The sequence below is a fragment of the Modestobacter sp. SSW1-42 genome, assembly GCF_046635825.1.
Classification (GTDB): domain Bacteria; phylum Actinomycetota; class Actinomycetes; order Mycobacteriales; family Geodermatophilaceae; genus Modestobacter.
Map to the genome: position 1 here is coordinate 680459 of NZ_JBISCA010000001.1, position 23140 is coordinate 703598.

20 protein-coding genes are annotated in these 23140 nt (G+C 74.1%); 7 read left to right on the forward strand and 13 right to left on the reverse strand.

Annotation, left to right across the window (positions count from 1 at the left end; all coding sequences use genetic code 11):
- Positions 1-105 precede the first annotated feature (105 nt).
- Entirely contained in the window at positions 106-1350 is a 1245-nt protein-coding gene (locus ACGBYP_RS03435) for a hypothetical protein (protein WP_411581857.1), read from the forward strand.
- Positions 1351-1393: 43 nt separating this feature from the next.
- On the opposite strand, the gene ACGBYP_RS03440 is transcribed toward ACGBYP_RS03435, so the two are convergent.
- Both ACGBYP_RS03440 and ACGBYP_RS03445 read right to left on the reverse strand, forming a co-directional pair.
- Positions 1394-2407, reverse strand: a complete 1014-nt coding sequence (locus tag ACGBYP_RS03440) for an iron-containing redox enzyme family protein (protein ID WP_411581858.1) — start codon at positions 2405-2407, stop codon at positions 1394-1396.
- A gap of 92 nt (positions 2408-2499) precedes the next feature.
- Positions 2500-4050: a methyl-accepting chemotaxis protein gene (locus ACGBYP_RS03445; RefSeq protein WP_411581859.1), complete on the reverse strand. Its 1551-nt coding sequence runs from the start codon at positions 4048-4050 to the stop codon at positions 2500-2502.
- A gap of 220 nt (positions 4051-4270) precedes the next feature.
- On the opposite strand from ACGBYP_RS03445, the gene ACGBYP_RS03450 reads away from it, so the two are divergent.
- On the forward strand, positions 4271-6481 hold the full coding sequence (locus ACGBYP_RS03450; RefSeq protein WP_411581860.1) for a carbon starvation CstA family protein: 2211 nt from the start codon (positions 4271-4273) through the stop codon (positions 6479-6481).
- A complete protein-coding gene (locus ACGBYP_RS03455) occupies positions 6478-6681 on the forward strand; it encodes a CstA-like transporter-associated (seleno)protein (RefSeq protein WP_411581861.1) in 204 nt (67 codons plus the stop codon). The genes ACGBYP_RS03450 and ACGBYP_RS03455 overlap by 4 nt, the downstream gene beginning before the upstream one ends.
- Before the next feature lie 21 nt (positions 6682-6702).
- Here ACGBYP_RS03455 and ACGBYP_RS03460 read toward each other — a convergent pair whose 3' ends face one another.
- Positions 6703-7572, reverse strand: coding sequence for a DUF4349 domain-containing protein (locus ACGBYP_RS03460; protein ID WP_411581862.1), 870 nt, complete (start codon positions 7570-7572; stop codon positions 6703-6705).
- Between the two features lie 280 nt (positions 7573-7852).
- On the opposite strand from ACGBYP_RS03460, the gene ACGBYP_RS03465 reads away from it, so the two are divergent.
- Both ACGBYP_RS03465 and ACGBYP_RS03470 read left to right on the forward strand, forming a co-directional pair.
- The gene (locus ACGBYP_RS03465; RefSeq protein ID WP_411581863.1) at positions 7853-8263 is read left to right on the forward strand and encodes a hypothetical protein; all 411 of its coding nucleotides are present in this window, start codon (positions 7853-7855) and stop codon (positions 8261-8263) included.
- Between the two features lie 28 nt (positions 8264-8291).
- Positions 8292-9020: a glutamine amidotransferase gene (locus ACGBYP_RS03470; protein ID WP_411581864.1), complete on the forward strand. Its 729-nt coding sequence runs from the start codon at positions 8292-8294 to the stop codon at positions 9018-9020.
- Positions 9021-9126: 106 nt separating this feature from the next.
- On the opposite strand, the gene glnA is transcribed toward ACGBYP_RS03470, so the two are convergent.
- On the reverse strand, positions 9127-10560 hold the full coding sequence (gene glnA, locus ACGBYP_RS03475) for a type I glutamate--ammonia ligase (RefSeq protein ID WP_411581865.1): 1434 nt from the start codon (positions 10558-10560) through the stop codon (positions 9127-9129).
- Positions 10561-10726: 166 nt separating this feature from the next.
- Here glnA and ACGBYP_RS03480 point away from each other — a divergent pair, with 166 nt between their 5' ends.
- The gene (locus tag ACGBYP_RS03480) at positions 10727-11152 is read left to right on the forward strand and encodes an RDD family protein (RefSeq protein ID WP_411581866.1); all 426 of its coding nucleotides are present in this window, start codon (positions 10727-10729) and stop codon (positions 11150-11152) included.
- Positions 11153-11204: 52 nt separating this feature from the next.
- Here ACGBYP_RS03480 and ACGBYP_RS03485 read toward each other — a convergent pair whose 3' ends face one another.
- The 3 genes from ACGBYP_RS03485 to ACGBYP_RS03495 all read right to left on the reverse strand — a co-directional run bounded on the left by ACGBYP_RS03485 (position 11205) and on the right by ACGBYP_RS03495 (position 14758).
- The gene (locus tag ACGBYP_RS03485; RefSeq protein WP_411581867.1) at positions 11205-12074 is read right to left on the reverse strand and encodes a DUF4191 domain-containing protein; all 870 of its coding nucleotides are present in this window, start codon (positions 12072-12074) and stop codon (positions 11205-11207) included.
- Positions 12075-12168: 94 nt separating this feature from the next.
- A complete protein-coding gene (lipA, locus tag ACGBYP_RS03490; RefSeq protein ID WP_411581868.1) occupies positions 12169-13167 on the reverse strand; it encodes a lipoyl synthase in 999 nt (332 codons plus the stop codon).
- Positions 13168-13267: 100 nt separating this feature from the next.
- Positions 13268-14758 carry a hypothetical protein gene (locus ACGBYP_RS03495; RefSeq protein WP_411581869.1) on the reverse strand — a complete coding sequence of 497 codons (1491 nt, stop codon included), beginning with the start codon at positions 14756-14758 and terminating at the stop codon, positions 13268-13270.
- A gap of 163 nt (positions 14759-14921) precedes the next feature.
- On the opposite strand from ACGBYP_RS03495, the gene ACGBYP_RS03500 reads away from it, so the two are divergent.
- On the forward strand, positions 14922-15851 hold the full coding sequence (locus ACGBYP_RS03500; protein WP_411581870.1) for an LLM class F420-dependent oxidoreductase: 930 nt from the start codon (positions 14922-14924) through the stop codon (positions 15849-15851).
- Between the two features lie 64 nt (positions 15852-15915).
- On the opposite strand, the gene ACGBYP_RS03505 is transcribed toward ACGBYP_RS03500, so the two are convergent.
- The 6 genes from ACGBYP_RS03505 to ACGBYP_RS03530 all read right to left on the reverse strand — a co-directional run bounded on the left by ACGBYP_RS03505 (position 15916) and on the right by ACGBYP_RS03530 (position 22914).
- Complete coding sequence (locus ACGBYP_RS03505) at positions 15916-16737, reverse strand: NTP transferase domain-containing protein (RefSeq protein ID WP_411581871.1); 822 nt, start codon at positions 16735-16737, stop codon at positions 15916-15918.
- Positions 16738-16739: 2 nt separating this feature from the next.
- Positions 16740-17864, reverse strand: coding sequence for a CDP-glycerol glycerophosphotransferase family protein (locus ACGBYP_RS03510; RefSeq protein WP_411581872.1), 1125 nt, complete (start codon positions 17862-17864; stop codon positions 16740-16742).
- On the reverse strand, positions 17861-18682 hold the full coding sequence (locus tag ACGBYP_RS03515) for an HAD family hydrolase (RefSeq protein ID WP_411581873.1): 822 nt from the start codon (positions 18680-18682) through the stop codon (positions 17861-17863). Before ACGBYP_RS03515 ends, ACGBYP_RS03510 begins: the two co-directional genes overlap by 4 nt.
- Positions 18679-20250 carry a mannitol dehydrogenase family protein gene (locus ACGBYP_RS03520; protein ID WP_411581874.1) on the reverse strand — a complete coding sequence of 524 codons (1572 nt, stop codon included), beginning with the start codon at positions 20248-20250 and terminating at the stop codon, positions 18679-18681. Before ACGBYP_RS03520 ends, ACGBYP_RS03515 begins: the two co-directional genes overlap by 4 nt.
- A gap of 322 nt (positions 20251-20572) precedes the next feature.
- Positions 20573-21337 carry an HAD family hydrolase gene (locus tag ACGBYP_RS03525; RefSeq protein WP_411581875.1) on the reverse strand — a complete coding sequence of 255 codons (765 nt, stop codon included), beginning with the start codon at positions 21335-21337 and terminating at the stop codon, positions 20573-20575.
- Positions 21334-22914 (reverse strand): mannitol dehydrogenase family protein, encoded by a 1581-nt coding sequence (locus ACGBYP_RS03530; RefSeq protein WP_411581876.1) that lies wholly within the window; start codon positions 22912-22914, stop codon positions 21334-21336. The genes ACGBYP_RS03525 and ACGBYP_RS03530 overlap by 4 nt, the downstream gene beginning before the upstream one ends.
- Positions 22915-23140: the final 226 nt, after the last annotated feature.

Consider the following 23140-nt stretch of genomic DNA (forward strand, 5'->3'; position numbering starts at 1 on the left):
CCCGGGCGTCACCTCCGGCCCGCCGGGGCGGTCGAGGCTGTCCCGGTCCTGTCCCGGTCCAGTGAGGTGCCCGTGCTCCGTCGTCCGTCCCGTCCCGTCTCCGGTGTGCTCGCGCTGAGCGCCCTCGCCGTCGTGGTCGCCGCCACCCCGGCCAGCGCCGCGCCCCAGCCGCGCACCTTCGCCCCGCTGGCCACCTTCGCCGTCGCGGGCGAGGTCGCCGAGATCCTCTCCGCCACCCCCGACGGCCGCACCGTCCTCTACACCGACTCCGAGCTCGGCCAGGTGGGCCTGGTCGACCTGAGCGTGCCCACCGCGCCCCGGCAGCTGGGCACGATCGACGTCGGCGGCTCGCCCACCTCGGTGGCCGTCACCCCCGGTGGCCGCCACGCGCTCGTGGTCGTCGACGACACCACCGACCTGACCCGCCCGGCCGGCCACCTCGCCGTGGTCGACCTGCACGCGCGCTCGGTGGTCCGCAGCATCGACCTGGGCGGCCAGCCCGACTCGATCGACATCGGTCCCAGCGGGGTGTTCGCCGCCGTCGCCATCGAGGACCAGCGCGACGAGGACGTCGAGGTCGGCGACGTCGAGGGTGGGCTGCCGCAGCTGCCGGCCGGCTCCCTGTCCGTCGTCGACCTGCGCGGCACCGTCACCCAGTGGACCGTGCGCCAGGTGTCCCTGACCGGGCTGCCGGGTGCGGCGTACGCCAACGACCCCGAGCCGGAGTTCGTCGACGTCAACGGCGCCGACGTCGCCGCGGTGACCCTGCAGGAGAACAACGCCGTCGCCCTGGTCGACCTGGCCCGCGGCCGGGTCGTCTCCTCGTTCTCGGCCGGCACGGTCACCCGCAGCGACGCCGACACGACCGACGACAAGACGGTCGCGTTCGACGACCGGCTGGTCGCCCCGCGCGAGCCCGACGCCGTGCAGTGGACGCTGCGCGGCAACCTGGTCACCGCCGACGAGGGCGACCTCGCCGAGGAGCCCAGCGGGGGGCGCGGCTGGACGGTCTTCAGCCCGGCCGGCGCGGTGCTGTTCGCCAGCGGCGGCTCGGCCGAGAAGGCGCTGGCCGCGGCCGGCCGCTACCCCGACGGCCGCAGCGACGACAAGGGCGCGGAGTTCGAGGGCGCCGAGGTCACCCGCATGCGGGGCACCGACTACACCCTCATCGGCTCCGAGCGCGGTGACGCCGTCCTGGTGTACGAGCACGGCCGGGACGCCGCGCCGCAGCTGCTCCAGGTGCTGCCGACCGGCGACGCCCCCGAGGGCCTGCTGGCCATCGAGTCCCGTGAGCTCTTCCTGACCAGCAACGAGGACGACGGCAGCATCTCCGTCTTCGGCCTGCGCTGACCGACGGGTCCTCCCGGCCGTGCCGGGCCGGGAGGACCGTTCGTCACACGGCGACCGGCTCCGGGGTGCGCAGGGCCGAGCGGCCGGCCTCCCAGGCGCCGAGCAGGTGCTGCGCGGTGAGCCCGTCGAGGGCCAGCGAGCACTGCGCGCCGAACAGGACGTCGGCGGTCAGCGCCGGGTCGTCGGCGACGAGCGAGCCGCACATGTCGACCGAGGCGATCTGCTCGTGGACGGCGTCGGCCTCCACGTGCTCGTCGTAGAAGACCGTGGTGCCCACCCCGAAGCCGAGCCGCTTCAGCCCGCTGGAGTAGCGCCGGCTGGGCTCGGAGGAGGTCATCTCGACCGCGGCCAGGTGGCCCAGGCAGGCGCCCCGCAACCGGCGGTGCAGCCCGAACAGCGACATCGTGTTGACCGAGGTGAAGGCCACCGCCGGGGCGTCGTCCCACAGCGCGCCGTAGGTCGCGTCGAGGCCGAGGTCGCCCATCAGGCCGGCGAAGAGCTGGCTGTGCATGCGCTCGGGGGAGCCGCCGCCGTACTCGTCGGCCTGGATCTCGACCATGGCCGCCTTGGCCCGCCCGGTCAGCCGCGGGATCGCCCAGGTGTGCGGGTCGCCCTCCTTGAGGTGGTACACGCTGCGCACGGTGAGGTACTCGCGCCACTGCTCGACGGTGCCGTGCCGGGCCAGGTACCGCGACAGTGACGGGCCGTCGTCGGCGGCAATGACGGCGGTGAGCTGCCGGTCGACCGGGTCGGCGGTGACCGCGACCGGGCTGACCAGCGACTGCAGCGCGGCCAGGTGCCGCTGCTCGAGCACGGCGCGCAGCCGCAGCAGCTCGGGGTTCCACTCCCAGTCGTCGTCCACCTCGTCGAAGCCGCGGTAGTGCAGCTCGTAGCAGACGGCCAGGGAGAGCTGGAGGTCCTCGTCGGTCAGCGGGGCGTCCGCGCCGGCGGCGAGGGCGTAGGCGACGGCGAGGGTCCGGGTGCTGAGGGTCGACCCGGCGGCGAGGTCCGCGCACAACGCGGCACTGAGGGGGCCCCGGGGCTTGGGCAGGCGCATGCACCCGATGATGCCCAGCCCGGCGCCGTCCCGAACCCCACGGGCGGGGTGCGTCCCCCGGCCGGAGGGGGCGCCTCCGGCCGGGGCGCGGGTCACTCGAAGGCCGAGGCCATCCGGGCCTGCTCCTCCAGCACCTCACCGATGCGGGCCTGGACGGCGTCGAGCTGGCCGATGATCTCGGCCGTGGTGTGGATGCCGCTGGCCACGGCCTTGCTGCTGGCCTGGATGCCGGCGATCTGGTCGGAGACCTTCTGGGTGGCGCTGGCGGTCTCGCGGGCCAGGTCCTTGACCTCGCTGGCCACGACCGCGAAGCCCTTGCCCAGCTCACCGGCGCGGGCGGCCTCGATGGTGGCGTTCAGCGCCAGCAGGTTGGTCTGGTCGGCGATGCCGGAGATGATCCGGATGACCTCACCGACCGCGGCCGAGGCCTCGTCCAGGGCCAGCACCTCCCCGGTCATGGTGGAGGCCTGGCTGACCGCGCTCTCGGCGACCCGCCCGGCGTCGTCGGCGGCCTCGCGCAGCCGGGAGACGGTGTCCAGCAGCTCGCGGGCGTTGTCGGCGGACTCCTCGGTGCGGCGCAGCACGTCCAGCCGCTGGGAGACCAGCTGCTGCACGTTGCGCAGCGCCGAGGCGCGGGACTCCGACAGCTCGATGGTCTCGGTGACGAAGAAGTCCATCGTGCCGATGACCCGCCCACCGACCATGAGCGGGAAGCACACGCCGGACCTCACCCCGGCGCGCTGGGCGGCGGGGGCGCGCACGCAGTCGGTCATCTCCCCGATGTCGGCGGTGAAGAACAGGTCGCGGGACTTCCACGCCCGCCCGGACAGGCCCACGCCCTCGGCGAAGGAGGCGGCCAGGGTGACCTTGCGGAACTCCTCACCGGCCGAGCCGGACTCCTGCTGGAAGCGCAGCAGGCCGGCCGACTCGTCCAGCGCCCAGTAGGAGCCGTACGCCCAGCCGAAGGCCTCGCGCACGGTGTCCAGCGCCAGCCGGAGCGCGTCGGCCTGGTCGCGGGCCGCGCCGAGCTGGGTCACCACGGAGGTGACGGCGACCCGGTCGTCGAGGGTCTCCTGCAGCTCGGCCCGGGCCAGCGCGGCCCGGCGGGCGTGCGCGAGCAGCCGGCCCAGGGAGTCCCACTTGCTCTGCCGGGCGCTGGTGAAGGGCATCTCGCCCCGGTTGTAGTACTCGTAGAGCGCGTTGACGGTGCCGTTCTCGACCATCGGCAGGATGCAGCCGTGGGTGGCGCCGGCCGCCTGCGCGCCGGCCCAGCGCAGGCAGCTGGCCGGGTCGCTGGTCTCGTCGACGAGCACCGCGGCCTTCTTGCGGACGGCCTGACCGCCGTACCCGTCGGCCGAGGTGATGGTCTGGACCCGTGCGGACGGCGAGGCCGCCATCGCACCGGCCAGCGGGCCGTACTCGCCGAACCGGCGGAAGGCGCCGTCCGGGCCCGGCAGCCAGACCGCGCCGTAGGAGAGGTCGAGCTGGGTGACCAGCTCCGCGGTGATCTTCTGGTGGGCGTCCCTGTCGTCGGTGACCCCCCGGTCGAGCGCGGCGATGACCTGCTCGACCGCCTCGACGTCCCGGGGCATCTGCGCCGGGGAGACCGCCGTCTTCTCCTGGCCGCTGCTGCGCCGCCTCATCCTCGTCCTCTTCCGCCGCCCCGAGCCGCGGGCTGTCCCGCCGGCTGACTGTCCGTCTCCCTCTGTTCTCGGCAGGAGGAAGGGGCATGTGGAGGGGAACCGCAGGACGCACCCACGGTCGCCGACGCGCCTGTGACGGGGCTCTCAACGGAACCGGGCGGGACCCTATGATCGCTGCCGACGGCGTCAACGGCGACGCCGCGGTGGTTCGGAGGCGCTCATGTCCACGACCTTCACCCGGGACGGCACCGCCGGCGCGGCACCGCCCCCCGGCGGCCCGGCCGGCCGCCGGCTGACGGTGCGCTCGGTCCTGGTCTGGACGGCGGTGGCCGTGGCGGGCGCGGTCGCCTGGACGGTGCTGGCGCTGTCGCGGGGCGAGACGGTCTCCGCGCTGTGGATCCTGTTCGCGGCGCTGTGCTCCTACGCCATCGCCTACCGCTTCTACGCCCGCTTCATCGCCACCAGGGTGCTGCGCACCGACGACCGGCGGGCCACCCCGGCCGAGCGGCTGCACAACGGCATCGACTACGACGTCACCGACCGGCGGGTGCTCTTCGGGCACCACTTCGCCGCCATCGCCGGCGCCGGGCCGCTGGTCGGGCCGGTGCTCGCCGCCCAGATGGGCTACCTGCCGGGCACCATCTGGATCGTCGTCGGCGTCATCTTCGCCGGGGCCGTCCAGGACCTGACCGTCCTGTTCTTCTCCATGCGCCGCAACGGCAAGAGCCTCGGGCAGATGGTCCGCGAGGAGATCGGTCTCGTCGGCGGCATCGCCGCGCTGATCGCCGTCTTCGCGATCATGATCATCATCCTGGCGGTGCTCGCGCTGATCGTGGTCAACGCGCTGGCCGAGTCGCCCTGGGGTGTCTTCTCCATCGCGCTGACCATCCCGATCGCGCTCTTCATGGGCCTGTACCTGCGCCGGCTGCGACCGGGCCGGGTGCTCGAGGCCACCGGCATCGGCGTCGTCCTGCTGCTGCTGGCCATCATCGGTGGCGGCTGGGTCCAGGAGAGCGCGCTCGCCGACGCGTTGACGCTGTCCAAGGAGTGGCTGGTCCTGGCGCTGGTCGTCTACGGGTTCGTCGCGTCGGTGCTGCCGGTGTGGCTGCTGCTCACCCCGCGCGACTACCTGTCGACGTTCATGAAGGTCGGCGTCATCGTCCTGCTCGCCCTCAGCCTGCTCATCGCCCGGCCGGTGCTGCAGGCCGAGGCGGTGACCGACTTCGCCCGGGAGGGCACCGGCCCGGTGTTCGCCGGGTCGCTGTTCCCGTTCGTCTTCATCACCATCGCCTGCGGCGCGCTGTCGGGCTTCCACGCGCTCATCGCCTCCGGGACGACGCCGAAGATGGTGGCCAAGGAGAGCCAGGTCCGGCTCATCGGCTACGGCGGCATGCTGATGGAGTCCTTCGTGGCCATCAGCGCGCTCATCGCCGCGTGCGTGATCGACCAGGGCCTGTACTTCGCGATGAACAGCCCGGCCGGTGCCACCGGCGGGGCGGTCGAGTCGGCCGCCACCTTCGTGCAGGGCTTCGGCTTCGACACCTCCGCCCAGGACCTCGCCGCGGCGGCGGCCGCGGTGCAGGAACCGACCCTGATCTCGCGCACCGGTGGTGCCCCGACCCTCGCGGTCGGGATCTCGCAGATCTTCAGTGACGCGTTCGGCGGCGGGCTCCAGGCGTTCTGGTACCACTTCGCGATCATGTTCGAGGCGCTGTTCATCCTCACCGCCGTCGACGCCGGCACCCGGGTGGGCCGGTTCATGCTGCAGGACACGATCGGCAACGTCTGGAAGAAGTTCGGCGACCTCTCGTGGCGGCCGGGCAACGTCATCGCCAGCGCGGTCGTCGTCGGGCTGTGGGGGTCGGTGCTCTACATCGGGGTGACCGACCCGCTGGGTGGGGTCAACCAGCTCTTCCCGCTGTTCGGCATCGCCAACCAGCTGCTCGCGGCCATCGCGCTGACCCTGGTCACCGTGCTGCTCATCAAGCACGGGAAGCTGCGCTACGCCTGGGTGACGGGCATCCCGCTGGCCTGGGACCTCGTCGTCACCATGACGGCGAGCTGGCAGAAGGTCTTCTCCGACACCCCGGCGATCGGCTACTTCGCTCAGGCCCAGCGCTACCGCGACGCGCGGGACGCCGGTCAGCTGCTGGCGCCGGCGAAGGACCAGGGGCAGATGGACCAGGTGGTCTTCAACTCCACGCTCAACGGCGTCCTGCAGAGCCTGTTCGCCGTCCTGGTCCTGGTCGTGGTGGTCAACGCCGTGGTCGTCATCGCCCGCGCCGTCCGGGCCGGGGGGCTGCCCACCACCGAGGAGCCCGCCGTCCCGTCGTCCCTCGTGGAGCCCGCGGGGCTGTTCGCGACGGCGGAGGAGAAGCGGGCGCTGGCCGACCACGAGCGGCTGGTCGGCAGCGGGGGCGGTCAGCAGTGACCGCCGCCGCCGTCCGTGCGGCCGTCGTCCGGGCCGGCCGCGGGGTGCGCTGGTACCTGCGCGAGTGGAGCGGCGAGGCGCGCTGGGACGACCACCTGCGCGAGTGCGCCGCGCACGGGCACCCGCCGCTCAGCCGGCGGGAGTTCGAGCGCCGCCGGTCCGACGCCCGGGAGCGCACGCCGGTCAGCCGCTGCTGCTGACGGCCGCGCCGGTGCCGGGCCTCAGCCCTGCACCGGCGCCTCCGCGGCGGTACGCCTCCGCACCAGCTTGAGCAGCGCGAGCACCCCGGCGGTCAGCAGCGCGGCGACGCCCAGCCACGGCAGGACGACGCCCAGGACGACGAACGCCGCGGCCAGGGCCGTGAGCAGGGCCCGCCAGCCGGTGCCGACCGCCTCGAGGAAGCCGTCCGGCCCGCCGACCGGTGCCACGCCGAACGGCCGCAACTGCACGCTGAGCGTCGACAGCTGCACCTGGTCGACCAGCGTGGCCCGCTGCGACTGCAGCTGCTCCAGCTGCGACTGCCGCTCGGAGAGCGCCTTCTCCGCCGCCAGCAGCGCCTCGGTGGTGGTGGCGCCGTCCATCAGCCCCTGCAGCCGGGCGGCCGACGTCTGCAGCGCCGAGATCCGGGCGTCGAGGTCGATCGCCGTGGCGGTGACGTCGGAGCGGGACACCGCGACCGCCTCCACGTCGCCGAGGTCCTCCAGGTCGGCCAGGACGCCGGTCAGCGCGTCGGCCGGCACGCGCACGACCAGGTCGGCGGTGGCGCCCCCGCCGCCGTCCTCCTCGGTGGCCGCGGCCTGCTCCCTGCGCTCCTCGACCCGGCCGCCGGCAGCCTCCACGAGCTCGCTGACCCGCTGGGCGCCCGCGGAGGGGTCGTCCACGGCGACCGTGGCGGTGGCGGTCTGCACGACCTGCCGGTCCGGCGCAGCCTCGCCCGGGACGCCGGGTGCCAGGGCAGGGGCGCCGACGTCCGCGGCGGCGAAGGACTCCGCGGCCGCCGACGCGCCCGAACTGGAGTCGGACGACGCGGTGCAGCCCGCGAGCAGGCCGAGGGACAGGACCACGGTGGCGGTGCCGATCGAGCGCCTCATGGCGGCACGCTAGGCCCGGGCAAGGCCAGGACGCACCGCGCTGACCAGCGTCGACACCCGATCGTGACGCGGCGGGGGAGGGTTGCGACCCGAGTCGGGGACGGGTCCGGGCTGTTGCGGGGACCGACCGCCGGCGGGTCCGGCGCGAGACGGTTCGCCCCACCCGACCCGCGAGGGCACCCGCAGCACACCGGTCCCGCCACCTCCGCCTGCTCGCGCCCGCAAGCGGTCACGCTGTCCCGCACGCCCGACCCGGGCACCGCGTGGAGGAGGACGACCGATGGGGACCGAGGCACACGGCAGCAGTGACGGACGACGGGGTGTGCCGGGGTGGGTGGCCGACCTGGCCCGGCGGCGCCGGCAGGCGAGCGAGCTGCGGTCCGCGATCTCGCTGGTCGGCAGCGCGGCGGCCGACCTGGGCTGGGGGACGCGGCCGGACGTCCGGGTGCTGCCCGACGGCCGGCTGTGGCTCGACGAGCTTGAGACGGCGGTGACCGCGGCCGAGGTCTACCAGGCCGCCCGGCACCTGGTCGCCGCGCAGCTGCGCGCCGTCGCCGAGACCACGGGCAGGCCGGTGGGCGAGGTCGCCGGCCCGTGGCTGCTGACCCTGCACACGAACGAGGCGATGGTCTCCCTCGACCTGGCGGACGACGACCTCGAGGACGACGCTCTGGAGGACGACGCCGCCTGACCCCGGCCGCCGCCTAGGCTCGCTGCTCGTGCGCCCCTTCCTCCTGCTCTCCTCCCGTGCGGAGGACGTGGCCGCCGACGGTGAGTACGAGTCCTTCCTCCGCTCCACCGGGCTGGCGCCCGACCAGCTGCGCCGCGTCCGCATGGAGGCCGGGCCGCTGCCGGAGATCGATCTGGACCGGTACGCCGGGGTGTTCGTCGGCGGGGGTCCGTTCAACTCCAGTGACCCGCCGGCGGCGAAGTCGGCCGTCCAGCAGCGGGTGGAGCGCGAGCTGTCGGCGTTGCTGGACGAGGTCGTGGCGCGCGACTTCCCCTTCTTCGGCGCCTGCTACGGGGTCGGGACCCTCGGGGTGCACCAGGGCGGCGTCATCGACCGGACGTACGCCGAACCGATCTCCGCCGTCCGGGTCCGGCTGACCGAGGCCGGGCGTGCCGACCCGGTGCTGGCCGGGATGCCTGCGGAGTTCGACGCTTTCGTCGGGCACAAGGAGGCCTGCCGCGTCCTGCCGCCGACGGCCGTCCTGCTGGCCGGCTCCGCCGGCTGCCCGGTGCAGGTGTTCCGGGTCAAGCGAAACCTCTACGCCACCCAGTTCCACCCCGAGCTGGACCTCGAGGCGCTGGTGACGCGGGTGGACGTCTACCAGCACGCCGGGTACTACCCGCCGGCCGAACGGGACGCGCTGGTGGCCCGGCTGGCGCCGGCGGTGGTCACCGAGCCCGGCCGGATGCTGGCCAACTTCGTGGCGCGGTACGCCTGACCCGCAGACCGCCGGACGCGCGGACGGCGTGCCCGGAACGGGGGAGAGCCGGCCCCCAGGGGGACCGGCTCTCCTGACCGCTCAGCCGTGCACCAGATCCCGCGGATCAGATGTCGTAGTACATCGCGAACTCGTGCGGGTGCGGGCGGAGGCGGATCGGGGTGATCTCGTTCTCCCGCTTGTACTCGATCCACGTCTCGATGAGGTCGGAGGTGAACACCCCGCCGTCGAGCAGGTAGTCGTGGTCGACCTCGAGCCGGTCGAGCACCGCGTCCAGCGACGCCGGCACCTTCTCGATGCCCAGGGCCTCCTCGGGCGGCAGCTCGTAGAGGTCCTTGTCGACCGGGGCCGGCGGCTCGATCCGGTTCTTCACGCCGTCCAAACCGGCCATCAGCATCGCCGAGAAGGCGAGGTAGGGGTTGGCCGACGGGTCCGGCACCCGGAACTCGATGCGCTTGGCCTTCGGGTTGTCGCCCGAGATCGGGATGCGGGTGCAGGCCGAGCGGTTGCGCGCGGAGTAGACCAGGTTGATCGGGGCCTCGAAGCCGGGAACCAGGCGGTGGTAGCTGTTGACCGTCGGGTTGGTGAAGGCCAGCAGCGAGGGGGCGTGCTTGAGCAGGCCACCGATGTAGTGCCGGGCGGTGTCGGACAGGCCCGCGTAGCCGGTCTCGGCGTGGAAGAGCGGCTGCCCGTCCTTCCAGAGGCTCTGGTGGCAGTGCATGCCCGAGCCGTTGTCGCCGAACAGCGGCTTGGGCATGAAGGTGGCGGTCTTGCCGGCGGCCCAGGCGGTGTTCTTGATGATGTACTTGAACAGCATCAGGCTGTCGGCCGACCGGAGCAGGGTGTCGAACTTGTAGTTGATCTCGGCCTGGCCGCCGGTGCCCACCTCGTGGTGGCCGCGCTCGAGCTCGAGGCCGGCGCCGGCCAGGTTGACCATCATCTGGGCGCGCAGGTCGCTCTGGTGGTCGACGGGCTCGACGGGGAAGTAGCCACCCTTCTGCCGGGTCTTGTAGCCCAGGTTCGGGCCGCCGTTCTCCCCGGTCAGCGAGCCGGAGTTCCAGGAACCCTCGATCGCGTCGATGTGGTAGTAGCCCTCGTTGATCGAGGTGTCGTGGCGCACCGAGTCGAACACGTAGAACTCGGCCTCGGGGCCGAAGTACGCGGTGTCGGCGATGCCGGAGGCGGCCAGGTAGGCCTCGGCCTTCTTCGCCACGTTGCGCGGGTCGCGGCTGTAGGCCTCGCGCGTGATCGGGTCGTGGATGAAGAAGTTGATGTTCAGCGTCTTGTGGATGCGGAACGGGTCGACGTAGGCGCTGGTCGCGTCGGGCAGCAGCAGCATGTCGGACTCGTTGATCGTCTGGAAGCCGCGGATCGACGATCCGTCGAAGCCCAGGCCGTCGCTGAACGTGTCGGGCCCGAAGGTCTCCGCGGGGATGGTGAAGTGCTGCATGACGCCGGGGAGGTCGCAGAACCGGACGTCGACGAAGCGCACGTCGTTGTCGCGGATGTAGGCGAAGACCTCGTCGGGACTGGTGAACATCGATCCTCCGGGAGTGGGCGGACAGCCGAGCCGCAAGTTACGAGCGGGCGGTTGCCCTGCGGTGTCTCTCGTGTTTCCGGGCGGTAACACCGCCTCCGGCGTGTCGCGCTGCACACGGATCTCCCGACCTCCGGGCGTGCCGGGAGCCGGGACATACGCTGGCGGCATGGCCAGGGACGACGCCTCACCCTCTCAGCAACCCGCCCGCGGTGCCGCACTGGGGCTGCCCGCGGAGGGCCCCGGCTCGCTGGCTCCCTTCGGTCGCCGGATCGCCGCCTACCTGGTCGACTCGGTGGCCGCGGCCTTCGTCGCCGGCCTGGTCACCGCACCCGAGCTGCCCCGGCTGTGGAGCCTGCCGGCGTTCGGGGTGATCACCGTGGTCTTCCTGGCGCTCACCGGGCAGACGCCGGGCATGCGGCTGCTGGGGCTGCGGCTCGCCCACCCGAACACCGGGCAGCGGCTGGCGCTGTGGCGGGCCGTCGTCCGCACCGCGCTGCTCATGCTGCTGGTGCCGGCCCTGGTGGTCGACGGCGACGGCCGCGGCCTGCACGACCGGCTCACCGACACCGCCGTCATCCGCGACCGGGCCTGAACGCAACGACGCCCCCGGTCGCTGCTGCGACCGGGGGCGTCGGAGTCCTCCGTCAGCCGCGGCGGCGGACCTGCCGCTGGCTGACCGACATCTGCCGGCCGCCGGGGAGCGGGCCGCCGGGCATCGGCAGGCGCTGGGTGCCCAGGGCGGCCATCCGCTTGCCCAGGGCGTTGACCTCGGCGCCGCTGAGGTTGCGGGGCAGCTTCATCACGTGGGTGCTCAGCTTCTTCAACGGCACCTGGCCCTCGCCGTCGCCGACGACGATGTCGTAGATCGGGGTGTCGCCGACGACCTTGGCCATCCGGCGCTTCTCCGCGGCGATCAGCCCGCGCACGCGCTGCGGGTTGCCCTCGCCGACGAGCAGGATGCCGGGGCGGCCGAGCACGCGGTGCAGGGCGTCGAGCTCGCGGGTGCCGGCCACACCGGAGCTGACCCGCCAGTCGCCGCGCATGCCCTCGAGCACCCAGGACGCCGCACCGGGCTGGCCCTCGACCTGCTTGTAGGCCGAGCCCTGCGCCCGCCGGCCGAAGACGATGAGCGCGGCCAGCAGCCCGAGCAGGACGGCGAAGGGCAGGAAGATCAGCGGGGAGCTGAGCAGCACGCCGATCAGCTCGACCACGGCGAACACCACCACGAAGGCGATGAGCATCGCCCAGGGCAGCTTGGGGTCGTTCTTGGAGGTGAGCGTGTAGGCCTGGCGCATCATGCCGGCCTGGTTCTTGAACTTGGCCAGCCGGGAGGCCTTGGGCTTGCCGTCCTTGCCCAGCTTGGGGGCCTTGGGCGCCTTCGCGGGCTTGCCGGGCTTCCCGGGGGTGGCGCCGACGGCGGTGGCGCCGGTGTGGCGTCCGGGCGCGCCGGCGGCCGGGCCCCGGCCGGCCTTGCCGGTGGGGGCGGGGGAGTCGGTGGACCTGCTGCGTGCCATGCCCACGAGGATAGGACCCCGCCGGGCCCGTCCCGCGCGGCGCGCGCCCGGCCTCGTCGGGAGGGGTGAGCGCAGCGGCGCGGGACGGGTGGGGTCAGCGGGTGGTGACGGCCAGCCCGCGGGCCTCGGCGGCCTGCTGGTAGAGCCGGCCGGCGCGGTAGGAGCTGCGCACCAGTGGGCCGGAGAGGACGCCGGCGAAGCCGATCCGCTCGGCCTCGGCGTTGAAGCCGACGAACTCCTCGGGCTTGACCCACCGCACGACCGGGTGGTGCCGGACGCTGGGCCGCAGGTACTGGGTGATGGTGAGCAGGTCGCAGCCGGCCTCGTGCAGGGCCTGCATGGTCTCGACGACCTCCTCCGGCTCCTCGCCCATGCCCAGGATCAGGTTGGACTTGGTGACCAGCCCGGCCTCACGGGCGGCGGTGATCACCGACAGGGAGCGCTCGAAGCGGAAGCCGGGGCGGATGCGCTTGAAGATCCGCGGCACCGTCTCGACGTTGTGCGCCAGCACCTCGGGTCGGGAGGAGAAGACCTCGGCCAGCTGGGCGGGGTCGGCGTTGAAGTCCGGGATCAGCAGCTCGACGCCGCAGCCGGGGATCTGCTCGTGGATCTGGCGCACCGTCTCGGCGTACAGCCAGGCCCCGCCGTCGGGCAGGTCGTCGCGGGCGACGCCGGTGATGGTGGCGTAGCGCAGCCCCATCGAGACCACGCTCTCGGCGACCCGGCGCGGCTCGTCGGCGTCGAAGTCGGCGGGCTTGCCGGTGTCGATCTGGCAGAAGTCGCAGCGCCGGGTGCACTGGTCGCCCCCGATGAGGAAGGTGGCCTCGCGGTCCTCCCAGCACTCGTAGATGTTGGGGCAGCCGGCCTCCTCGCACACCGTGTGCAGGCCCTCGCGCTTCACCAGCGACTTGAGCTCGGTGTACTCCGGCCCGGTCTTGAGCTTCGTCTTGATCCACTCGGGCTTGCGCTCGATCGGCGTCTGGCTGTTGCGGACCTCCAGGCGCAGCATCTTGCGCCCGGCCGGCTCGATCGGGGACGCCGCAGCAGCGGCCGGTCCGGCCGTCGCAGCGGCCTCCTCCATGCCCAGGCTCATGGGGAGGACGGTACTCCCGGCCGCGCCCGGCCCCGGAGACGCCGAGAGGGCCCGGCCGGCGGCCGGGCCCTCTCGGGACGTGCAGTGCGCTGCGGGCAGGTCAGCCCGCGGTGTCCTCGTCGGGGCGGGTGCCCCGGCTGGCGGCGGAGTTGCCGGCGCTGCCGGGGGACTCGGTGTAGCTGTCGGGGGCCGCCGTCGCGATCGGGCTGTCGGGGTCGTTGGTGGTCCCGGTCGCGGTGGTGGGACGGTCCTGGTTGCTGGGCTCGTCGCGCTCGGAGGCCGGCTGCGCCTCGAGGGCACCGATGCCGCCCTCGGCCGGGCCGGAGTCCGACGGCGCGGTCATCGCGGTGGAGACGGTCTTCCCCTGGGTCTCGGGGGACTCGGTACCGCCGGCGGGGGTGCTCGGGGAACTGGACACGGGGTCCTCTCGGTAGCTGGGCACGGGACCGTCGCCGGAGGGCGCCGGGTTCCACAGGTCGGTCTCGTTCTTCCTGCGCAGGACCACCACGGCGACGCCGGCGACGGCGGCCAGCACGGCCACCACCCACGGCCACCGACGCGGCTGCTTCTCGATGCCGACGCTGCGCTTGACCGTCGTGACGGTCTTCGCGGTGCGCTTGCCGGCCTCCTTGCGGGCCTCGCCGACGGCCTTCTCCAGCTCGGCCCGCCGCTTGGCGGCCCTCTTGGAGAGCTTCTCCGCCTTCTTGCCCAGCTTCTCGGCCTTCTTGCCGGCCGCCGCGTAGTTGGCGTCGGCAGCGGCGCGCAGCGCGGCCAGCCGGACGGCAGCCTCGGCCCGGGCTGCCTCGGCGGTGGCTGCGGCGTCCTTGCGGACCTTCTCGGTCTGCTTCGCGGTGGCGGCGCCGAGCGTGGCCGCGGTGGCGGTGAGCTCGCTGCTGCGGGCGTCGATCAGCGCGCGGGCCGACTCGGCCTGCGCGCTGAGGGTGGCCCGCGCGCTGTCGAGTGCCGGCACCGCTGCCTCGCGGGCGGCGCTGACCTTCGGCGCCGCGTAGGCCGCGGCCGCGGCGGTGGCGGCGCTGAGCTTCGGTCCGGCGGCGTCCCGGGCGGCCACGATGCGCGGGGTGGCCGCGGCGACCGCGGTCTCCAGGTTGGCCCGGGCGGCGTTGGCGGCGGCCTCGAACGCCGGGCCGCTGGCCTCGCGGGCGGCCTCGATGCGCGGCGCGGCCGCGGCGATCGCCGTCTCCAGGTTGGCGCGGGCGACCTTCGTCGCGGCCTCCAGGCGCGGGACGACGTCGGCCTCGTAGGTCTTCTGTGCGGCCTCCAGGCGTGGGGCGAGGGTCTCCCGCGCCGCCTCGATGCGCGGCGCCAGCGTCTTCTGCGCGGCGTCCAGCCGGGGCACCAGCACCTCGCGCGCGGCGTCCAGCTGCGGGGCGAGGGCGGCGACGGCCGCCTCGACGCGGGGGGCCACCTCGGTGACGTAGGCCGCGGTCGCGGCCTTGGTGGCCGCGTCGACCTGCGGGCGCAGTTGCTCGGCCGCGGCCCGGCGAGCCTCGGTCGCCGCCGCGCCCAGGTGCGCCAGCCCCTCCTGCAACTCGGCCCCGATGACCTCTGTCGGGCTCTTCTTGCGGAACACTCCAGCACCTCCGAGTTGATCGCTTCTCGATCATCCTGCCCGCTGGCGTCCCCGGGCACACCCCGAACCGGCGCGGCCACCGCGGCGATGCGGCCGCATGCCCCCGGCCCGGCGGTGGCCGCGACGGTGCGCAGCCGTCGTCCGGTCTGGCTACGGTCGGCGCGTGCAGCTACGGATCTTCACCGAACCCCAGATGGGCGCCACCTACGACGACCTGCTCGCGGTGGCCCGGCGCACCGAGGAGACCGGCTTCGACGCCTTCTTCCGCTCCGACCACTACCTGACCATGGGCGGCACCGGGCTGCCCGGCCCGACCGACGCCTGGGTCACCCTGGCCGGGCTGGCCCGGGAGACCAGCCGCATCCGGCTCGGCACGCTGATGACCGCCGCCACCTTCCGGCTGCCCGGGCCGCTGGCCATCGCGGTGGCCCAGGTCGACCAGATGAGCGGCGGCCGGGTGGAGCTGGGCATCGGGTCGGGCTGGTTCGCCGAGGAGCACAGCGCCTACGGCATCCCGTTCCCCGAGCTGGGCGAGCGGTTCGACCGCTACGAGGAGCAGCTCGCGGTCATCAGCGGGCTGTGGGGCACGCCGGCGGGGGAGACCTTCGACTTCGCGGGCAGCCACTACCAGCTGTCGGGCTCCCCGGCGCTGCCCAAGCCGGTGCAGCCCGGCGGCATCCCGATCCTGGTCGGGGGCAACGGCAGGAAGCGCACGCCGCGGCTGGCCGCCCGCCACGCCGCCGAGTTCAACGTGCCCTTCGCCTCGGCACAGGACAACGCCCGGCTCTTCGACGGCGTCCGGGCCGCCTGCACCGAGGCCGGCCGCGACCCGTCGTCCCTGGTGTACAGCTCGGCGCTGGTGCTCTGCGTGGGCCGGGACGACGCCGAGGTCGCCCGCCGGGCCGCCGCCATCGGCCGGGACGTCGACGAGCTGCGGGCCAACGGCGTCGCCGGCAGCCCGGCCGAGGCCGCCGACACCCTGGGCCGCTACGCCGAGGCCGGCGCCACCCGGGTCTACCTGCAGGTGCTCGACCTGGCCGACCTCGACCACCTGGACCTGGTGGCCGCCGAGGTCGCACCCCAGCTGGGCTGACCCCGGACGCCACCGCGCCCCGTCCCCCGCGCGGGGGACGGGGCGCGGTGGCGTCGCGGGTGCGTCAGTCGAGCTCGGACGCCAGCGGCTCGAGCGCCGCCCGGGAGCCCAGCCAGGTGTTCGCCCGCTGCAGGTCGTCGTCGAAGTCGACCTCGACCGCCGAGAACCGCGAGATGTCCAGCGGGCGGAACCGGACGCCGGCGTGCCGGATCGACAGCTCCATGCCGCGCTCGAAGTAGTCGGTGAGCTCGCAGGTGGCCAGGTGCTCGATCAGCGCGGCCTTGTCGGCGCCGGAGACGTAGTTGATGCCCACCGCCTCACCGAGCCCGCCGACGACGGTCTTGGACAGCTCGGCGATGTGGCCGTCCTCGTCGAGGGTGTACTTGACCTCCTCGTCGGCGACCGTCGAGGTGTCGACGCAGACGAAGCTCTGGTCGGCGGCGACCAGTGGGGCCGCGTGGTCGAGCACCGCCGGGTCGAACACGACGTCGCCGTTGAGCCACAGCACGCCGCCGGCCTGCGAGGAGCGCAGCGCCCGCAACAGGCTCTGCGAGGTGTTCGTGGTGGCGAAGTCGGGGTTGAAGGCGAACAGCAGGTCCGGCTGGGCCCGCATGACGGCCTTGGCCCGGTACCCGACGACCGCGGTCACCGGGGTGCTGGCACCGAAGACCGCGCGGACGCCGTCCAGCTGCTGGGACATGATGCTGCGGCCGTCCATCAGCGGGGTGAGCGGCTTGGGCAGCTTGCGGCCCAGGCGGGTGCCCATGCCCGCGGCCAGGATGACCACCTGGGGCGAGGCCTGCACGCGGTCGGAGGGACGGCCGGCAGCCGCCGCCTGCGACCGCTGATCGCGGCCCCCGGTCAGGATCGGGTCAGCAGTGCGCATGCTCATCTCCTCTTTCCGTCGTGCGTGGGTGGGGCGCCCGCCGGCCCGGGAGGGTCGGCGGGGAAGAACAGCTCGAGGACCCGGTCGGTGGCGTGCCCGTCCTCCAGCGAGCAGAAGGTCTGCTGGAACCGGGTGTAACGCTCGGTCGGCACCCAGGGTGCCCGGCCGAGCTCGGCGATGGCGGCCAGCACCTCCTCGCTGGTGCCCAGCAGCGGACCGGGAGCGGCCTCGGCGAGGTCGAAGTAGAAGCCCCGCAGCTCGTTCTGGAAGTAGTCCAGGTCGTAGGTGAAGTTGATGATCGGCTTGCCGGTGACGGCGAAGTCGAACATCGTCGAGGAGTAGTCGGTCACCAGGACGTCGGCCGCCAGGTAGAGGAACCGGATGTCGGGGTAGCTCGACACGTCGCGGATCGGCGACCCGTCGGTGAGGGCGAGCCGGTCGGCGACCATCTGGTGCACGCGCAGCAGCAGCACGTGGTCCTCGCCCAGCGCCGCGGCGAACTCACCGAGGTCGAGCGGGAACGTGTGCTGCGGGCCGCCGTCCGCGGCGTTGAACACCTGGTCGTCGCGCCACGTCGGGGTGTAGAGCACCGCGGTGGCGCCCTCGGGGACGCCCAGCTCGGCCCGGACCTGGGCCCGCAGCCGGTCGCGGTCGGGGGAGTTGAGGAGGTCGTTGCGCGGGTAGCCGGTCTCGTGCACCGGACCGGTGAAGCCGAAGGCCTTGCGGAACCGCGGGGTGCTCACCGCGTTCGGCGACAGCAGCGTGTCCCAGCGGGCGATCTCGGTGTCGAGGTAGGCCAGCCGGCCCTCCGGCGCCCACAGCACGTCGTTGTGGACCCGCTTGAGCGGTGTGCCGTGCCAGGTCTGCAGGTAGGTGGTGCCGGGTCGCTTGTCCCAGTCGAAGCCGATGTGGTCGTTGGAGACCACGACGTCGGCGGCCTCCAAGGCGGCGACGGCGGCGGGGCCGGCGAACTGGACGGTCGTCGTCCCGGCGGGGAAGTCGCTGACCCGGTCGGCGGCTGCCAGCCACGTGACGGTGTGCTCGTCGCCGCGCTCGACCAGCGCCTCGAAGATCGTGCGGGGACTGTCGGAGTACATCCCGCGGAAGCTGTTGAAGACGATGTTCACCGCTGACCGCCCGTCTGCGCCAGGACGGCCGGGCGGCGCTCGAGCACGGGCAGCACCAGCTCGGTCAGCTCGGCCCAGCTGGAGACGACCGTCAGGACACCGGCCTCCCACAGCTGCGCCTCCCGCTCGGCCCGCTCGGCCGGGGCGACGAAGCACAGGTTGCCCACGGTCGGGCACCCGGCCCGGACGGCGGACAGCACGCCGGGCACGGAGTCCTCGACGGCCAGGCCCTGGGCGGGCTCGATGCCGATGGCGGCGCAGGCGTGCAGGTAGACCGCCGGGTCGGGCTTGCTGACGTGCGTCGGCAGGGAGTCCTCGGCGCTGTACCGGTCGGCCGGGGGGATCAGCTCGTCCAGCTCGGTGGCGGTGAAGCACGCGGCCAGCCGGGTCAGCGCACTGGAGCTGACCGCGGCCAGGGCGAGGTGTCGGCCCAGTGCGGTGAGCGCGGCGGTGACCTCGAGGTCGGGCCGCAGGACCTGGCCGAGGTGGGCGGTGGCGGCCGCCTTCTCCTCGGCGACCCAGCGGTCCAGGTCGGCGACCGGGACGCCGGCCGCGTCGGCGAGCTCGGCGGCCGTCGTCCGGAAGTTCTTGCCGGTGGTGGCCAGGCGCAGCTCCTCGGCGGTGAACCGCCGGTCGATGCCGTGCGCGGCCAGGAAGCGGTTGGTGACGTCGGCGGAGGCGACGAAGGCCGGCTCCTCGGAGGGGAACAGGTTCCCGTCCGCGTCGCAGAGCAGCGCCTCGAGTGGCTCGATGAGCGCGTCGGTGAGCCGGGGCATGGGGGGCGCCTCCTCCGGGGGTTCGGTCGGACGGGTGGTCATGCCGGCACCAGGTCGCCGGACAGCGGGGGACGGGCCGGGACGGAGTCGTCGTCCTCGGCGAGCGCGCGGGCCACCGCGCCCCGCACGCCGAGCTCCTCCAGCTGTGCCAGCGCGGTGGTCAGCGCGGCGGCGAAGGACTCGTCGCGTCCCAGGTCGCCGAAGACGGCGTCGACGGCGAGCAGCGGCCGCGGGTCGGTGCCGCCGGCCCGGGCCAGGACCCCGAGCTCCTCGGCCCGGTCGTCGGCCAGGACGAGCGGGCGGCCGGCGAGGTCGGTGCCCTGCAGGTAGCGGCACCAACCCGCGACGGCGAGGGTCAGCAGCCGGGAAGGGCGGCCCTGGGCGCGGGCGGTGAGCAGCGAGGGCAGCACGTACAGCGGGATCTTCGACGACCCGCGGCGGCACAGCCGGTCCAGCCGATCGCCGAGGGCCGGGTCGGTGAACCGGCGCAGCAGGCTGCACTGGTACTCGGCCAGGTCGATCCCGTCGGGAGCGGGCAGCAGCGGCGCGACCTCGTGGGACATCAGCCGGGTCACGTAGCGGCCGAGCACCGGGTCGGCCAGGAACTCGTCGACCCGGGTGACGCCGGCCAGCTCGCCCAGGTGCCCCATGGCGGAGTGGGTGCCGTTGAGCAGCCGGGTCTTCATCAGCTCGTGGTGGCCGACGTCGGCGACGAACTGCACGCCCACCCGGTCCAGCGGCGGGCGGCCGTTGCAGAAGGAGTCCTCCAGGACCCACTGGGAGAACGGCTCGGTGACGACCGGCCAGCGGTCGGCGACCCCGAACAGGCGGGTGACCTCGTCCTGGTCGGCGGCGCCGGTCGAGGGGGTGATCCGGTCGACCATGCTGCCGGGGAAGGCGACCTGCTCGTCGATCCAGCGCGCGAGTCCGGGGTCGCGCAGCCGGGCGAAGCCCACGACCGCGGCGCGCGCGGCCTCGCCGTTGGACTGCATGTTGTCGCAGGACAGCACCGTGAACGGCGGCAGCCCGCTCCGGCGCCGGACGTCCAGGGCCTCGACGATGTAGCCGAACAGGGTCCGCGGGTGGTGCGGGTCGGCCAGGTCGGCGTGGACGGCCGCGTCGGGGACGAAGCGGCCGGTGCCGGCGTCGATCCGGTAGGCGTTCCCGGTGATGGTCATGGTGACCAGCCGGGTGCGCTCGTCGGTCAGCGCGGCCAGCACGGTCTGCGGGGAGTCGGGGGCGAACAGGTAGTCCACCATCGAGCCGATCACGCGGGCCCGCTCGCCGGCGCTGCTGCGCTCGACCACCGTGTAGAGGTGATCCTGCGGCCGGAGGGCGTCACGCATGTGGGGGGAGTGCAGGCCCACCCCGACGACGCCCCAGTCGGTGCAGCCGGACTCGGCCAGGTCGTCGAGGTAGACCAGTTGGTGGGCCCGGTGGAAGCCGCCGACGCTGAAGTGCACGACGGCGGGGACGAGGGCGGACCGGTCGTAGGTGGGGACGCGGACCCGGGCCGCGTGGTGGGGGAGGGTCAGCTCGGACAGCGCGACCGCCTCGGGGGCGGCGGGGGCGCCGACGGGGACGGCGCGGTGCTGGGCGAGCTGTTCCATCGACGTCCTCCTCTCTGCCGTTCAACGGTCCGCGCCCACAGTGGTGCCCACTGCTCGCTCCGGTTCGGCGACGGCCTGGTCGGGTGGCCGCCTGCCGGACGGTGGCCGTACCCGCTGCCGTCAGCGAGCTCCACCGGGGGCTCGGACCGGACGACGGGGGGCGTCGTCGGCCTCGTGCCCGCCGGGAGCGCGCTGCTGGCGCGACCGTGCGCAGGCGGCGCTGCTGCTCAACGCCGGATCGGGGTGATGCCCTGCACAGGCGGTGGGCAAACCCGCGGTGATCATGACCATACGGGTCCGGACCGCTCGTCGGCCAGCCCGCTCACCCTGCGGTGTGCCCCCCGACCGCCAGCGGGACCGCCCGCCGGCCGGTCACCAGCCGGTCCAGTTCCGCCCACGAGTCGACCACCGCGACCGCCCCCGCGTCGGCGAGCGCAGCGCTGCGGGCGCGGCGCTCGCCCTCGGGCACGAAGGTCACCAGGCCGATCGTGGGGCACCCGGCCCGCACCGCCGAGGTCGCCCCGGACACCGAGTCCTCGACGGCCAGGCCCTCTGCCGGGGAGATGCCGAGCTGCGCGCAGGCGTGCAGGTAGACCGCGGGGTCGGGTTTGCTCGTCGGCGTGGGCAACGAGTCCTCGGCGCTGAACCGCCGCGCCGGGGGCAGCAGCCCGGCCAGCCCCGCTGCCGTGAAGCTCCCGTCGAGCCGGGCCAGGGCACTGGAGCTGACCGCGGCGAGGGTCAGCTGCCCGCCCAGCGTGGTCAGGGCGCCGACGACCTCGGGGTCCGGGACGAGCGTCGCCCGCAGGTGCGCGGTCACCACCTCCGCCTCCTCGGCTACCCAGCGGTCCAGGTCCGCCACCGGCACCGACGCGGCGGCCGCCAGCTCGCGCGCCGTCGCCCGGAAGTTCTTGCCGGTGGACGACGTCCGCAGCTCCTCGCCGGTGACCCGGCGGTCGATGCCGTGCGCCGCGAGGAAGCGGTTGGTGACCGCGGCCGACGCCTCGAACGCAGGGGCCTCGGAGGGGATCAGGGTGTCGTCGGCGTCGCACAGCAGGGCGGTGACGCCGGAGGGCACGGGGCCGGTCATGCCGGCAGCTGCTCGGCGGTGTCCGTGCACGCCGCCGGGGTGGGCTCGGTGGCGACGTGGGTGGCCAGGGTCGCCCGGACGCCGTCCCGGGTGAGCTGCTCGAGGGCCGACTGCAGCCGGGCGACGAAGCCCTCGTCGTCGGCCAGGTCGCCGAACAGGGTGCGCTCGGACAGCAGCGGCCGCGGGTCGGTGCCGCCGGCGCGTGCCAGCTCCTGCAGGCGCCCGGCGCGGGCGTCCTGCACCTCCAGCGGCCGCCCGGTCTCGTCGACGCCCTGCAGGTACCGGGCCCAGCCGGCGACCGCGAGGGTGAGCAGCGCGTGCGGCCGGCCCTCGGCCAGCGCCTGGTGCAGCGAGGGGAGGACGAAGTCGGGCATCTTCTGCGACCCCCGCCGGCTCAGCCGGGACAGCTGGTCGCTGATCGCGGGGTTGGCGAACCGCTGGAGCAGTGCGGCCCGGTACTCCGCCAGGTCGACGCCGTCCGGACCGGGCAGCAGCGGGATGATCTCAGCGCCCATCAGCGCGGACAGGTAGTCGTGCACCGCGGGGTCGGCGACCGCCTCGTCCGTCGTCCGCAGGCCGGCGACCTGGCCGAGGAAGCCGAGGACGACGTGCCCGGCGTTGAGCAGCCGGGTCTTCATCAGCTCGAAGCGCGCCACGTCGGTGACCATCCGGACCCCGACGGTCTCCAGCGGCGGACGCCCGTTGCAGAAGGCGTCCTCGACGACCCACTGGGACCACGGCTCGGTGACGACCGGCCAGCGGTCGTCCACCCCGAGCCTGCTGGCGATCTCGTCGCGCTCCTCGGGGCTGGTCGCGGGGGTGATCCGGTCGACCATGCTGCTGGGGAAGGAGACGTGGTCGGCGATCCAGCGGGCCAGCACCTCGTCCCGCAGCCGGGCGAAGCCGACGACGGCCGTGCGGGCGGCCTCGCCGTTGGACTGCATGTTGTCGCAGGACAGCACCGTGAACGGCGGGAGGCCGGCCCGGCGGCGGCGGTCCAGGCCCTCGACCAGGTGGCCGAAGACCGAGGAGGGCCGGTCGGGGTGCTCGAGGTCGGCGAGCGCCTCCTCGTCGGGGGTGAACGCGCCGGTCTGCGGGTCGATCCGGTAGGCCGAGCCGGTGACGGTCATCGTCACCACCCGGGTGCGCTCGTCGGCCAGCAGGTCCAGCACCCGTGCGGGGTCGTCGGGGGCGAAGACGTAGTCGACCATCGAGCCCACCACCCGGGCGTGCTCACCGGCCGCGTCGCGCTCGACGACGGTGAACAGGTTGTCCTGCGGGGCGAGGGCGTCGCGCATCTGCGGCGTGTGCAGGCCGACGCCGACCACGCCCCAGCCGGTCTCGCCCCGCTCGGCGAGCTCGTCGAGGTACACGAGCTGGTGGGCACGGGTGAACCCGCCGACGCTGACGTGCACCACGGAGGGCACCAGGGCGGAGCGGTCGTAGGAGGGGACCTGCACCCGTCCCGCGTGGCGGGGGAGGGTGCCGTCGTTGAGGGGGACGGGCTCGGTCGCGGTGGGCTCGGTCGCGGTGGGCTCGGTCGCGGTGGGCTCGGCGGAGGAGGCGTACTGGGCCATGGAGGGTCCTCGGGACTCGGTCACCGGTCCCGGGTGCAACGGCGGTGGACGCGCGCTCACGACGGGCGCCGGCCCACGGTGGCCGCGCCCTGTCGTCGGGTGCGCCGGCGGGTGGCTGCGCCGGCGGCCGCATCCCCGTGCTGCCGCTCCGGGAGGACGGCGGGGGCGGCGCTGCCGTGCTGAACGCCACCGTCCGACTGCCCGGACGGCCCCGGCCCGAAACCGG

Bases quoted from the DNA above. Each gene is read 5' to 3' on its own strand.
- ACGBYP_RS03450 (WP_411581860.1), top strand. From the start codon at position 4,271: ATGTCCACGACCTTCACCCGGGACGGCACCGCCGGCGCGGCACCGCCC.
- ACGBYP_RS03525 (WP_411581875.1), bottom strand. From the start codon at position 21,337: ATGACCGGCCCCGTGCCCTCCGGCGTCACCGCCCTGCTGTGCGACGCC.
- ACGBYP_RS03505 (WP_411581871.1), bottom strand. From the start codon at position 16,737: ATGCGCACTGCTGACCCGATCCTGACCGGGGGCCGCGATCAGCGGTCG.
- ACGBYP_RS03445 (WP_411581859.1), bottom strand. From the start codon at position 4,050: ATGAGGCGGCGCAGCAGCGGCCAGGAGAAGACGGCGGTCTCCCCGGCG.
- ACGBYP_RS03440 (WP_411581858.1), bottom strand. From the start codon at position 2,407: ATGCGCCTGCCCAAGCCCCGGGGCCCCCTCAGTGCCGCGTTGTGCGCG.
- glnA (WP_411581865.1), bottom strand. From the start codon at position 10,560: ATGTTCACCAGTCCCGACGAGGTCTTCGCCTACATCCGCGACAACGAC.
- ACGBYP_RS03460 (WP_411581862.1), bottom strand. From the start codon at position 7,572: ATGAGGCGCTCGATCGGCACCGCCACCGTGGTCCTGTCCCTCGGCCTG.
- ACGBYP_RS03520 (WP_411581874.1), bottom strand. From the start codon at position 20,250: ATGGAACAGCTCGCCCAGCACCGCGCCGTCCCCGTCGGCGCCCCCGCC.
- ACGBYP_RS03515 (WP_411581873.1), bottom strand. From the start codon at position 18,682: ATGACCACCCGTCCGACCGAACCCCCGGAGGAGGCGCCCCCCATGCCC.
- ACGBYP_RS03485 (WP_411581867.1), bottom strand. From the start codon at position 12,074: ATGGCACGCAGCAGGTCCACCGACTCCCCCGCCCCCACCGGCAAGGCC.
- lipA (WP_411581868.1), bottom strand. From the start codon at position 13,167: ATGAGCCTGGGCATGGAGGAGGCCGCTGCGACGGCCGGACCGGCCGCT.
- ACGBYP_RS03530 (WP_411581876.1), bottom strand. From the start codon at position 22,914: ATGGCCCAGTACGCCTCCTCCGCCGAGCCCACCGCGACCGAGCCCACC.
- ACGBYP_RS03480 (WP_411581866.1), top strand. From the start codon at position 10,727: ATGGCCAGGGACGACGCCTCACCCTCTCAGCAACCCGCCCGCGGTGCC.
- ACGBYP_RS03465 (WP_411581863.1), top strand. From the start codon at position 7,853: ATGGGGACCGAGGCACACGGCAGCAGTGACGGACGACGGGGTGTGCCG.